At 48.3% G+C, this 13,491-nt stretch carries 10 protein-coding genes; 6 read left to right on the forward strand and 4 right to left on the reverse strand.

Features of this window, described 5'->3' with window-relative positions:
* Nucleotides 1–16 precede the first annotated feature (16 nt).
* The 6 genes from C6I21_RS03275 to C6I21_RS03300 all read left to right on the forward strand — a co-directional run bounded on the left by C6I21_RS03275 (nucleotide 17) and on the right by C6I21_RS03300 (nucleotide 6,602).
* Entirely contained in the window at nucleotides 17–3,571 is a 3,555-nt protein-coding gene (locus tag C6I21_RS03275) for a dynamin family protein (RefSeq protein WP_105957995.1), read from the forward strand.
* A gap of 17 nt (nucleotides 3,572–3,588) precedes the next feature.
* Entirely contained in the window at nucleotides 3,589–3,789 is a 201-nt protein-coding gene (locus C6I21_RS03280; RefSeq protein ID WP_105957996.1) for a hypothetical protein, read from the forward strand.
* 18 nt (nucleotides 3,790–3,807) lie between these two features.
* Entirely contained in the window at nucleotides 3,808–4,551 is a 744-nt protein-coding gene (locus tag C6I21_RS03285; RefSeq protein WP_245411522.1) for a Cof-type HAD-IIB family hydrolase, read from the forward strand.
* 74 nt (nucleotides 4,552–4,625) lie between these two features.
* Entirely contained in the window at nucleotides 4,626–5,027 is a 402-nt protein-coding gene (locus C6I21_RS03290) for a DUF2203 domain-containing protein (protein WP_105957997.1), read from the forward strand.
* 65 nt (nucleotides 5,028–5,092) lie between these two features.
* A complete protein-coding gene (locus tag C6I21_RS03295) occupies nucleotides 5,093–6,052 on the forward strand; it encodes a glycosyltransferase (protein WP_105957998.1) in 960 nt (319 codons plus the stop codon).
* A gap of 61 nt (nucleotides 6,053–6,113) precedes the next feature.
* Entirely contained in the window at nucleotides 6,114–6,602 is a 489-nt protein-coding gene (locus tag C6I21_RS03300; protein WP_245411523.1) for a flavin reductase family protein, read from the forward strand.
* A gap of 155 nt (nucleotides 6,603–6,757) precedes the next feature.
* On the opposite strand, the gene C6I21_RS03305 is transcribed toward C6I21_RS03300, so the two are convergent.
* The 4 genes from C6I21_RS03305 to ltrA all read right to left on the reverse strand — a co-directional run.
* On the reverse strand, nucleotides 6,758–7,561 hold the full coding sequence (locus C6I21_RS03305) for a tyrosine-type recombinase/integrase (protein ID WP_181186066.1): 804 nt from the start codon (nucleotides 7,559–7,561) through the stop codon (nucleotides 6,758–6,760).
* 134 nt (nucleotides 7,562–7,695) lie between these two features.
* On the reverse strand, nucleotides 7,696–10,125 hold the full coding sequence (gene parC / locus C6I21_RS03310) for a DNA topoisomerase IV subunit A (RefSeq protein ID WP_105958000.1): 2,430 nt from the start codon (nucleotides 10,123–10,125) through the stop codon (nucleotides 7,696–7,698).
* Between the two features lie 3 nt (nucleotides 10,126–10,128).
* Nucleotides 10,129–12,093 (reverse strand): DNA topoisomerase IV subunit B, encoded by a 1,965-nt coding sequence (gene parE, locus C6I21_RS03315; RefSeq protein WP_105958001.1) that lies wholly within the window; start codon nucleotides 12,091–12,093, stop codon nucleotides 10,129–10,131.
* Nucleotides 12,094–12,370: 277 nt separating this feature from the next.
* Nucleotides 12,371–13,491, reverse strand: a 1,121-nt coding sequence (ltrA, locus tag C6I21_RS03320; protein WP_105958002.1) for a group II intron reverse transcriptase/maturase, incomplete at its 5' end; no start/stop codon positions are given.

Consider the following 13,491-nt stretch of genomic DNA (forward strand, 5'->3'; position numbering starts at 1 on the left):
CAGAGGAGTGAAGGGTATGGAACTGACGCAGGAAGAACAAGAAAGACTCCAGCGTATACATAATAAAGGAAACACGTTTGAGATCGCATTCTGTGGTCATTTTTCAGCAGGAAAGTCCACGTTATTAAATGGACTTCTCGGAGCGGAAGTACTGCCGACAAGTCCCATTCCGACGAGCGCAAACATCATCCGTATCATGAGCGGCAGGCTCGGGCTTGATATTCTGGATGACCGGGGGTTTGTCACCCGGTCGTTCGATGAAGAAATTCCGTGGGAGAAAGTCCGTTCCTGGGGAAAAGACGGAAATGCAGTATCGGGTATTACGATACGTGCACCGCTCAATCTTCTCGGGGAAAATGGCGTTATTGCAGATACGCCGGGAGTCGATTCAACCGATCCGACGCATGCGGAAGTGACGACAGAGCAGCTGTTTGCAACGGACGTTATCGTGTATGTGATGGACTACAATCATGTGCAGTCTGAAACGAACCTGTATTTTCTTAAAGAATTGTCTGAATCCGGGAAGCCGGTCATTATCGTTATTAATCAGATTGATAAACACCGAGAAGAGGAAGTACAGGCAGATGTTTTTAAAGAGCAGGTGGAGTCGCTGTTTGAATCCTGGTATATCCGCTATGCAGCTTTTTATTTTACGTCGATGAAAGAGCCTGATCACCCGCTGAATGAATTTGATTCTCTCCGGAGAAAGCTGACCTCTATTTTTGCAGCGAGCAGTCAATTTCACGCCTCCGCGGAAGCAGCGCTTAATAAGGGATTCCACGAGTCGCTCGTCAACCGGCTGCGCGGCGTTTCAGAAGAACGGATGTCAGAGATTGCCGCGTCAGCGGAAGCAAAGGGCTTTTCAACCGAAGAGCTTGAGGAAGCGTCACAGCTCGAGGAGGAGTATGAGGAACTGAGAACGTGGGAGGAGGCACTGGAGAAGTCGTATGAAGATTCCATGAAGCGTGTATACGACAATGTGTATTTGTTTCCTTATACGGCAATGGAGCTTTTGAAGCAGGCTGTAGAAGCGATACAGCGCTCCTTTAAGACCGGCCTTCTCTTTGCAGGCAGGAAAACGGAGGAAGAGCGCTCCCGCCGTCTGAAACAGCTTGCGGTGGAAGTAAACGACACGATCCGTGCCCAGCTTCTTTATCACGTGGAGGATTACTTCCGCTCGCTGGAAACCGGCCGCCTCGATAATCAGGATGAATTCAGCCGGGCTATGGACCGTCTGCTGATTACCGTAGATGAAGAATGGCTCCGGGAACGAATCCGCGGCGCAGAGAATAAAACGGAGTACATCTATACGCTTGCAGGTAAGCTGAACGATGAGCTTATCCGGGATGTACGGCGTCAGGCCGGAGAAGTCCTGCAGGTGTATCTAAGCGGCATCAAACGGGCAAAAGAAGAAGATCTTGAGGCAGCGGCAGAGAAAAAAGAACGTTTCAGCGAGCTGGAGGCACTTCATGCTGAAAAAGAACGGGAGGAAATCCGCCTCAATAAAGAGCTAGCTGAGGCGGAGCAGTATGAACCGAGGGCAGGTTCAGTCAAACCGCTTCTTGATCAGATCCGTGACGCAGAGGGAGCCGAGGCAGAAGAGGAAACAATCTGGTCGACTGCGGTGACCGGCCGGGAGGAAACGTTCACGGAAGAAGCCATGCAGCCGGAGCCGGAAGCTCCTGCATTTGATGAGGAAGAAGCTGAAACGTGGGCCCGCTCACTGAAAGCATGGCTGGAAACGCTTGAAGAAGGTCCGGTGACATCCAGAGAAATTAAGCTGCTTACGGATATGCTGAAGAAAGCAGAAGATCAGACGATGACGATTTCTCTTTTCGGTGCCTTCAGTGCTGGAAAATCCAGTTTTGCCAATGCCATGCTCGGAAGAAAAATTATGCCGGTGGCACCTCACCCGACGACTGCAGCCGTAAACACTGTTAAGATGCCTCCGTCACCGGAGCTGGACCAGCAGGCAGAGATACGTGTCAAAACGAGAGCGGCACTGTCACAGGAAATCGCCTCGGTTGCGGAAAGTCTGCGAATAGTACTGGATATCGATACGATCGGCAAATTCAACCCGCGCTCGGTCAGAACAAAATCACGGATGCAGCGTTCAGCGCTGGATTATCTCGCTGTACTGCAGAAAAGCCTGCGCGAGAAAAAAGTAACATTCGGCGGTATTATTGAAACGTCCATCCAGGAAGTGGAACCATATGTGGCCGATGAGTATACAGCCTGTCTTATTGATGAGATCGTCATGTACGCAGATACCGATTTTACGAAAATGGGAGGTATACTGGTCGATACACCAGGTGTTAATTCGGTACATGGAAGGCACACAAACGTAGCATTTAAGCAGCTGGAGCGCTCCGATGCCGTGTTTTACCTAACCTACTATAACCATGCGTTTTCCAAAGCAGATGCATACTTCCTGGAGCAGATGAATGAAATTAACCAAAGTTTCGATCAGGATAAACTGTACTTTTTCATCAATGCGAGCGATCTCGCCTCAGATCAGCAGGAGCTGAGGGAAGTAAGAGACCATGTTTCCGGTGAGCTGAAGCGGTTCGGGTACAAGTCCCCCCGGTTATTTCATGTTTCTTCCAGAGGGGCATTTGAAGGCGGAGACACGTCGTTTGATACATTTTACAACTATTTCAAAACGGATATCTCCGGAGAGCTGAAACGGCTGACATATCAGATGACTGCGGAAGCCGAATCCCGTCTTCTGGCAAGGATCGAAGCATTTGCCGTGGAAAAACAGAAAATGACAGATGCAGATGCCGAACGGCTTCACCATCAAAAGCAGCTCCTGCAGGACGAAGAAGAAGCATTGAATCAGCTCGACTTCCATTTTGTGCGCCGGGATGCAGAAAGAGAACTGGAGCAGCTTATGCTCTATCTGCGTAAACGGATGACGTACGTGCTGCACGATTATTTCCAGTCGGCCATTAATGTTTCTACGATATCCGGTGACGGGCGCAGAGAACTGCAGCAGTCTCTCGAGGCTGCGGTTATTGACTGGGAAATGATGGGCAGGCGCTTTTTATTCCAGGAATGGGAAGCAGTCTCCATCCGCCTGAATTACGCTGTACAGCGTCTTTTCCGAAAGTGGACAGAGCAGTATGAGAAAAAAATAAGGGAGATAAGCGCCAACGCGTTTGTAGAGAGACCGCGAGCTTCCGTTGAGCTGAAAACAGGCGAAGGCGAACTGCGTCTACTCGAAAAACCGGAACAGTATGCATCAAGAGTAAAGTCAAAAAAGCAGTTTTTTGAAGGAGACGAACTAAAGCATTTGAAAGACGATCTAACGGCGGAAGCTTCGGGACGGATTCAGCTGTTTTTAAAGCAGGAGGAGGAGCAGGCGTTTGAAAAGCTGCATCCGGAACTGCTTCGTCTGGAGGAAGAAGTACGAAATCTCGCTTCGGAGTCTGTCCGTCAGGAAAAAGACATCATTGAACGATATTTGTCGGAGGAAAACGACTTTTCAGATGCTCCGCTGGAACGTCACGAAAAGGAAATTGCTCCGAAAAGACCTGATGCTTTAAGCAGAGGAAATAATCCGCTATAATAAAGCAGGGTGATAAGATGATCTGGCTCATAGCTGCCGCTGCACTGATCTGTATACTGGGTCTGGCAGCAACGATAATGATCGGGATCAATCCCGAGGACAAATCCTATGATGATGAAGAAAAAACAAAAAAACACTTTCAGCGGATCATCCTGCTTTACGTGGTGGCATTCATCCCACTCGCAGTTGGTTCCGTCGTATATTTTGTGTTCTGGTAGGAATTAAAGGAGGAAACGGTGAAAAACATTCAACTTGCAGCGCTCGATATGGATGGCACGCTTCTCAGGAACGACCATACCATTTCCGAGCAGAATAAACATGCACTGGTACAGGCAAAAGAAAAAGGAATTCATATTGTAATTGCAACCGGCCGCTCCCTGATGGCCGTAGAATCCTATGTCGAGGAGCTCGGACTGGACGGTCACTTAATTACAGGAAACGGAAGTGAAATCTGGAAGTTGGATGGACGTCCCGAGCTGGTTGAACGGACGCCGCTTGAGAGCAGAATTGTCGACACGCTGTGGAATATCCGCAGACGTCACAACACTCGGCACTGGGCGGCAACGACAACGAAAGTCTGGAAACAGGAAATGCCCGACGATATTATTGGGGAAACGTGGCTCAAATTCGGTTACGATACGGGAAATCCGGACGTACGGGATGCAATTCTTGAAGAACTGAAAGACGTGGAGCACCTGATCGAAATTACAAACTCCCATCCATTAAATCTTGAAATTAATGCAAAAGGTGTTCACAAAGCAGACGCTGTCCAACGCGTGCTGTCGTGGTATAACTTATCTTTTGAAAATGTCATTGCCTGCGGCGACAGTCTGAATGATAAAACAATGATTGAAGCTGCCGGACTGGGTGTGGCCATGCACAATGCGCAGGAAGACATTAAACATTCCGCAGACTTTGTGACAAAAAGCAATGATGATCACGGCGTAGCCGAAGCTTTTCGTCATTTCGGTCTAATTTAACCTGTTTGCGTGCGTCCCCCTCAGGGTATAACAAAGTATAGACAAAACTTTGACATTCCGAGGAGGCGAACATCATGCCGAAAAAATATTTCACCATCGAGCAGGCAAACCGGCTGCTGCCTCTCATTGAGCAGGAAATAAATGAACTGAAGCGTATACAACAGGAATTTGATGAGAAGTGGCAGACATACCATCAGGTTAAAGAAGAGACAACAAACCAGGTGAAAACAGATTCGGATACACTGTTTAAACTGGAGGCCCAGCTGGAGTTTATTGAAATGGAAGCTCAGCTTCACGTCCAGAACATTCAGCAGACCGGCGCGCAGCTGAAAGGAATTGAGCCGGGGCTGGTTGATTTCCCATCTTTCATGGAACGCAGCGAAGTGCTTCTCTGCTGGAGAGAGGGAGAGGACGAAATTGCTTTCTATCATCATCCAAAAGAGGGGTATGCCGGCAGACGACCGCTTGATCTATAACATCTACTCCCCTGGAAATCCATTTCCGGGGGATTTGTCTGTCATCATTATTTTAGGAGGAAGTTATGAAACTGGCGATTGCCTCACCACACTACCGATCCAATAGAGGAAACAAAATAACCGCCGATCGTTTATGGAGCGGTTTAACGAAAGAAGGGGCAGAGACTGCTGTTGTCTCTTCAACCGATAACGAACCACTACCCGGAGGAACAGAGCTTGTTATCGGCTTTCATGCGTATAAATTTGCGGCATATTACCGTGCGTTCGGCCGGGGACTTCCTTACATTGTTACCGTCACTGGGACAGATATTAATCAGGACCTTCATACCGAGGAGCGTGGACCGGTCGTCCGCGAAATGGTGGAGAACGCGGAGATGATTCACGTTTTTGATACGTACATGGAAAAAGAAATCCGCACGTATTTTCCTGAAAAAGAGGTGCTTGTGCTGCCTCAGGCAGTCACCATTGACCCACTGCCCCGGGTAAAGTCCGACAGATTCACGGTTTTTCTTCCGGCAGGGATCAGGGAAGTAAAAGATATTTCCGGGGCTGTAAATGCTCTTCGTCCACTTGGTGAGAGCGGAGATATCCGGCTCCTTCTCGCGGGTCCCGTCATTGAAGAGAATGAAATGGAAAAAATTTCTCCTTTTCTTCAAGAAGAATGGCTCGAATGGACCGGTGAAGTTCCTTTTTCTGAAATGCGGGAGCTATACAGGAAGTGTGATGTTGTCATCAACCATTCTGAAAGTGAAGGACAGTCATCGGCTGTTCTGGAGGCCATGGCATTTGGCAGGCCGGCTGCAGTAAGGGATATCCCAGGAAATGCCGGCGTCGTAACCCATATGGAAAATGGGCTGCTGTATGAAGGGGAGGAGGGACTGCGGGATGCAGTGCTCCTGCTGAAGCAGGATACCTCCCTGCAGGAAAAATTGAGAGAAGGCGCTTTGAAACGCGTCAAAGACCGGCACGATCCGGAAAAAGAGGCAGCATTTTTAATGAACCGGATCAAGCGCATCCTTTCGTAACCGATTGCAGAATGTGATAAAGTAAACAAGAGAATAATCATTGCAGCTTGGAGGCGTTAATATGGCAGATCAACAAACATTTAAAGGGATTATGGGTAACTATCCGACAGGGGTTACGGTCGTGACTGCAGTGACAGGCGACGGCGAACCGGTAGGATTAACTGTTAATTCATTTACTTCCGTTTCGATGGACCCGATGCTTATTTCCTGGTCTATCGATAAAAACGTATCGACACATGACGTATTTGCGAAGGGAGACCGCTTTGCAGTTCACGTCCTGGCGCATGATCAGGGAGATACATGCATGCTGTTTGCTACAAAAGGGACGGACCGGTTCTCACAGATTACGTGGAAGACGTCAGCAGAAAACAACCCGGTCATCGAAGGATACAGCGGGCTGCTGGAATGCCGCGTGTACAAAACGGTCGATGCCGGTGATCATACGATGCTGATCGGCGAAGTAGTTCATGCCGACAATAACGAAACAGAACCGCTGTTATATCATCAGCGGACATTTGGTCAAATCCCAGAATCGTTTTATAATAAGTAAAGAGAAGAAAGGAGTCTGCAGATCATTCAGCGGGCTCCTTTCTTTTTATATTTTCATCTAGTTTACATAATATAAATTATGCGAACCAATCAAGATTTAGTAATTACTGTCTCATAAATTAAAGTATACTTTTATTTTGAGATAAAACAAAAATCTCAGGACAACAGCTTCATTAAACTCAGCTTATCGATTCCCAGCTTTTCTGCAGTTTCTTCATATCCGTCTTCTTCCGTCCATTTGACTGCAAGTGCTCTCCGTATTTCATTTGTCGTGAAAGATTCCCGGTCAAGCAGCTGAGCAGCCTTCTTCAAATGTATACCGATGGTCATCCGCTGTATCGGCTTTTCCTCGCCGTCGCGTGTGTAGGAAGAAATTAAATAGGACCCTTCAATTCCATCATTATATCGCTTTAAAATGCTCGCAGCCTCACCACTGATCGTTATAACTCTTTCATGACTTTCCTTGCTGACGAAAAGTTTTAGTGTATCTTTCTCACTGAGCAGATGACTGCGGTTGATACGGAACTCCTCCGGTCTCAGCCCGCTGCAGGCCAGGATATAAATAATTTTATGCTTATCAGGTATATCTTCAGCAAGTTTTTCAGTAAGTACATAGTCGATTTCTTCCCAGGTCAGTGGTTCCTTTTTCTGCATTTCTGATTTAAAATGCTTAATTTTTTGAGCTGGATCAACTGCAACCAGGCTGTTATCCCATGCAAAATCAAAAAAATGATGCAGAATGGAAATTATTTTATTTAGCGTTGATACCTTTAATCCAGACTGTTTTTTCTGTTGAAGGTACTGTCGGATGTCCTTCGGTGTGATCTCATACAGTTCCTTCTGTTTTTTATACGTATAATCCAGATAATGAAAAAAATACGTAAGCTGCCGGACATGTTCATCAATCGTTACTTCTTTCATTCCTTTTTTCCGCAGATGATCACTATAGCCGAAAGGCATCGTCTCACTCCTTTGCTGCATTACTTTTGTTTATTATATATTATTTACAGTGGTATATTACTGTATAGTAATTAGCAGAAACTAAAAGTACTCTCTAAGGAGTCGGATGCAGCGCTTGGCTGCACCCTTCTACTTTATTTGCCTTCTACACTGCGGAAAAAGACGTCGTGCACTTCTCCGTGCGCTGCCGTATCTACAAGAAAACTACCGTTCTGATATCTGTCCGAGGTGCGGAGTGCATCCGCACGCCTGGTTGTTTCCGACTGATCGGCTGTAATAATGACAATCTCTGTATTATCAGGCACTACCCCGCCGAACATGATTCGATGCGGCTGCTTTTTTAATTCTTTTAATACACGTACTCCACGCCCTGCTCTCGCCTGCTTTTCAAGTTCTGATACAGGCATTTTCTTAACTGCTGCACGCTGGGTGCAGAGAATTAGTTCATCTTTATCCGTTGAAGCTGCTACGAGTGCTCTGCAGAAATCTGAGTCTTTAAGATTAACAGCTTTCATGCCGCTCGTTCGTATACCCGTAGCAGAAACGTCATCCAGTCCGAAGCGGAGACCGTAACCCTGGTGGGTGATACAGATAACGTCACTATCCGCTGATGCAGTCCGGACGGAGGTCAATTCATCCTCTTTTTTCAGTTTAACCGCCATCAGCGCTTTGGAATGGCGCTGGGCTTTATATTCTTGAAGCGGTGTCCGTTTAATCATGCCGTTCTTTGTTAAGAAAAGAAGCTCTCTGTCCTCTTTGCTGAAGTCTGTTACGACAGCTGTATCAACAACTTTATCATCAGGTGTCATCTGCACAATATTTGCGATATGCTGCCCGGAGTCTTTCCACTTCATCTCTGGAATAAGGTGAACAGGAATATATAAATACGAACCGGAAGCTGTAAATACGAGCAGTGTGTCGGTTGTATTCAGTTCCATATTAAATAACATCCGGTCGGATTCTTTCATTGCAGGCTGCTCACCGTTTGAAGCAATGAAGCTCCGCAGACTGGAACGCTTTAAATAGCCTTCTTTTGTCAGTGAGACGCGGACGTCCTCTGAAGGAACCATCACTTCCAGATCGATTTTAATTTCCTCAATCTCCGCTTCCACTGCAGTAAGCCGTTCAGTTGAAAATAGTTTTCTTACACTGCGGAGTTCTTTTTTCATCTGATTCTTTAACTTTTTTTCAGATGAAAGAAGCTCTTCCAGCTGAGCAATCTGTCTGTGCAGTTCATTCTGCTCTTTTTCGAGCGTCTCGATATCGGTATTGGTTAATCGGTACAACTGCAGGTTCACGATTGCCTCTGACTGCTTTTCCGAAAATCCAAACGCTTTCTCGATACGCGTTTTAGCTTCCTGTTTATCGAGCGCTCTGCGGATCTCCGCAATAACGTCATCCAGTATCGAAACAGCTTTCATCAATCCTTCGACAATGTGGGCACGGTCTCGTGCTTTGTTCAGTTCGAAACGGGATCTTCGGACGATCACTTCTTTCTGATGCTGAATAAACGCATCGAGAAGCTTCGGCAGCGTCATTAACGTCGGCGTTTTGTCCGCAATGGCGACCATATTGAAATTAAACGCTGTCTGCAGGTCGGTATTTTTGTAAAGAAAGTGAAGCACTCCCTGCGCGTCGGCTTCTTTTTTAAGTTCGATGACGATCCGCATGCCGGTTCGGTCCGTTTCATCCCGGACTTCTGCGATTCCGTCCACTTTTTTATCAATGCGGAGCTCGTCCATTTTTTTTACGAGAGAAGCTTTATTGATTTCAAAGGGTATTTCCTCAATAACGATCTGTCTTCTTCCGCCGCGGACGGTCTGGATGTCTGCCTTTCCCCGGACAACAACCTTTCCCCGGCCCTTTTCATATGCATTTTTAATGCCCTCTTCACCCTGGATGATTCCGCCTGTTGGAAAGTCCGGGCCCTGAATATAAGTCATTAACTGCTCCACCGGGATATCCGGCCGGTCGATCTGCGCGATGGCTGCATCAATCACTTCACCGGGATTATGGGGGGGGATATCTGTCGCATATCCGCTGGAGATTCCCGTCGAGCCATTAATCAGCAGGTTTGGAAATGCTGCCGGCAGAACGACCGGTTCTTCCTGCGAATCATCGAAGTTCGGCATGAAGTCAACGGTATCTTTCTGGATGTCCTGAAGCATTTCCTCTGCATGCCGTGCGAGTCTTGCCTCAGTATAACGCATCGCAGCCGGTGGATCACCATCAACAGAACCGTTGTTTCCGTGCATCTCTACGAGCGGCACTCTCATTTTCCAGTCCTGACTCTGCCGGATCATCGCTTCATAGACGGACGAATCCCCGTGCGGATGATAGTTACCGATCACATTACCGACCGTTTTTGCTGATTTACGGAAAGGTTTATCCGACGTGTTCCGTTCTGTATACATCGCAAAAAGAATACGCCGCTGCACGGGTTTTAATCCATCTCTCGCATCCGGAAGAGCCCGGTCCTGAATGATATATTTACTGTACCTTCCAAAACGGTCCCCGAGTATTTCCTCGAGGGGCATATCCAGATATCGTTCTTTTTGTGCCAACGGCTATTCCTCCTCAGTTACATACAGGCTGTCATTTTCAAGAATATTCGTATCTTCGTTCAAGCCGAATGCGACATGGCTTTCAATCCACTTTCTGCGCGGCTCTACTTTATCTCCCATCAACGTAGAAACGTGTCTTTCTGCGCGGGCAATATCATCTATTGTAACACGAACAAGCGTTCTTGTCTCGGGATTCATCGTTGTTTCCCAAAGCTGTGTCGCATCCATTTCCCCAAGCCCTTTATAGCGCTGTACTGTATATCCCCGGCCGATGTTCTTAACAGCTGATTTCAGACCTTCTTCATCCCAGGCATATTCCACTTTCTCACGCTTTCCGCTGCCCGCAGACACTTTGTACAGCGGCGGCAGAGCGATGTACACTTTGCCTGCTTCGATGAGCGGACGCATATACCGGTAGAAAAAGGTCAGCAGAAGCACTTGAATGTGAGCGCCGTCTGTATCCGCATCGGTCATAATAACAACTTTATCGTAGTTGGCTGCCTCCAGATCGAAATCAGCGCCTACATCTGCGCCGATCGCGTAGATCATCGTGCGGATCTCTTCGTTTTTCATAATATCGGCAAGCTTCGCTTTCTCTGTGTTAATGACTTTTCCGCGGAGGGGAAGAACCGCCTGGAATTTCCGATCGCGGCCCTGCTTTGCCGAACCACCAGCAGAATCCCCCTCCACTAAATACAGTTCGTTTTTCGAAGCATCCCGGGACTGTGCCGGCGTCAGTTTTCCGGAAAGCATAGCATCTTTACGCCGGTTTTTTTTCCCGCTTCTCGCCTCTTCACGTGCTTTTCTTGCTGCTTCGCGTGCCTGGGAGGCCCGGACGGCTTTACGGATTAATTGATTGCTGAAATCCGGATTTTCCTCCAGGTAATAAACGAGGGACGCAGAAATCACCTGGTCCACCGCAGCTCTTGCCGCTGGAGATCCGAGTTTGCTCTTCGTCTGGCCTTCAAACTGAAGAAGTTCCTCCGGCACCCGCACAGACAATACACCGGTAAATCCTTCCCGGATGTCACTTCCGTCCAGGTTTTTATCTTTTTCCTTCAAAAGCCCGAGTTTTCTCGCATGTTCGTTCACTGTTCTCGTTACTGCAGATCTGGCACCGAGTTCATGAGTTCCGCCGTCTTTCGTCCGTACATTGTTCACAAATGACAGCAGGTTTTCCGTATAGGCATCGTTGTATTGAAATGCAAAATCGACTTCGATTTCGTCATGGACACCTTCCATGGAAACAACATCGTGGAGAGTCTCTTTATCTTCATTCAAATAATCAACAAACGCTTCAAGCCCGGTATCAAAATAAAACGTATCTTTTTGATCGTGCCGTTCATCAATCAGTTCAATCGTCACGCCTTTTAATAAAAAAGCCGCTTCTCTCAGCCGCTCTGCTACTGTTTCATAATGAAACTGGGTCGTTTGAAAAATAGAAGCATCCGGTTCAAACGTAAGCGTTGTTCCGGTCTTTTTCGTGGTCCCTTTTTTCTCGAGTGTTGTAGCAGGTCTGCCGCCGTCGTGAAAGGACTGGCGGTGGATGACTCCACTCCGGTGAATTTCCACCGTAAGGCTTTTAGAGAGCGCATTGACGACAGAGGCACCTACACCGTGCAGACCTCCGCTCGTTTTATAACCGCCCTGACCGAATTTACCTCCGGCGTGAAGCACCGTTAAAATAACTTCGGGCGTCGGTTTTCCTGTCGCGTGCATTCCGGTCGGATAGCCTCTGCCATTGTCCGACACGCTGACCTGCGAATTTTTATGAATAACGACTTGTATCCAGTTTCCGTAGCCGGCAAGAATTTCATCGACGGAATTGTCGACGATCTCAAAGATAAGATGGTGCAGCCCGCGGTGGTCCGTACTGCCGATATACATTCCCGGGCGTTTTCTGACTGCTTCCAGTCCTTCAAGCACCTGGATCGCATCATCGTTGTATTGAAAAGCTTCCTTACTCACAAAAACGTCCCCTTTCTCCGTCACATCACCTGTCTCACTGTACCATACAATGACACGGTTTTCACTTTCCTCTTTGTCTATTATCGACTGATACTGCGTCGTATGTCAAACGTATGTACGCATTTTTTTCTACAGGATGATGTTTTCTGTTCTTCCACACATCTTCTAAGTACACGAATACTACCTGGTCAGGAGGGTAAAAATGCAATCGAGTAGGAGGAGGGTTCTCCCCTCCGTCCTCTCACACCACCGTACGTACGGATCCGTATACGGCGGTTCAATAAGTTTCGTGGAATCGTTCATGCATTTTGGTATAGAACGCGTTCATGTGGAGGAGCCCTGCCTTGTGCAGGGCTTCGTTCGTGATGGAGCGGTGGAGGATGTGCGATTTGGCTATACGCCAGTAACCCTTTCGGGTATTGGCCCACTCCCAGGCTTTATCCGTCGGAATACCGCGCTTCCTCAGCTTCTGGTAGCGGGTTTTAACTTTCTTCCACCGCTTCCAGATCAGCTGCCGGAATCGGCGGCGAACCCATTGGGCCAGGTTTTGGATATAGTTTTTCATCCTGGAGATCCCGTAGTAGGCGATCCATCCCCGGAGCACTTGATTGACCTCCCGGAGGATATCTATGAGTTTTCCCGGCCGCTTCCGCGACAGGCGTTTCTGTAGCGTTTGTTTCAGCCGCTGTTTCGCCCGGCGGTGCGGACGGATCCCGGTTCTCCCTTTCGGGAGAGCCTGCAGACAGAAGCCGAGAAACTTCCGTTTGGTCGGAGTGCCGACGGCACTCTTTTCCCGGTTCACCGTCAGATGCAGCTCCTTTTCAAGGAACGTCGTCACGCTCTCCAGGACCCGCTCTCCTGCTTTCCGGCTCTGCACGTAGATATTGCAGTCGTCGGCATAGCGGACGAAGCGGTGCCCCCGCCGCTCGAGCTCCTTATCCAACTCGTGGAGGTAGATATTACTGAGGAGCGGGGATAGATTACCGCCCTGCGGCGTGCCGATGCCGTTCGGCATGACGCTGTCACCGAGAAGAATGCCTGCCCGGAGAAACCGGCGGATCAGCTGAAGGATCGAGCAGTCCGGAATAAACTGTTCGACAAGATGCATCAGTTTGTCATGTTGCACCGTGTCAAAGTATTGTTTCAGGTCGATATCCACCACGTAGCGGTACCCCGCTTCGTGGTAGGAAGCTGCCTGCCGGATCGCATCGTGTGCGCTCTTTCCCGGACGGAATCCATAGCTGTGTTCGGAGAAGTGCGGGTCAATGTGTGGCGTCAACACCTGTACCAGCGCCTGCTGGACCACACGGTCCCGGATCGTTGGAATGCCGAGCTTCCGTTTACCTCCGCCTTCTTTGGGGATGAACACCTGGCGGATCGGATCCGGCTGATACGTAT

Source organism: Alkalicoccus urumqiensis (assembly GCF_002993335.1).
GTDB classification, from domain to species: Bacteria; Bacillota; Bacilli; order Bacillales; family Salisediminibacteriaceae; genus Alkalicoccus; species Alkalicoccus urumqiensis.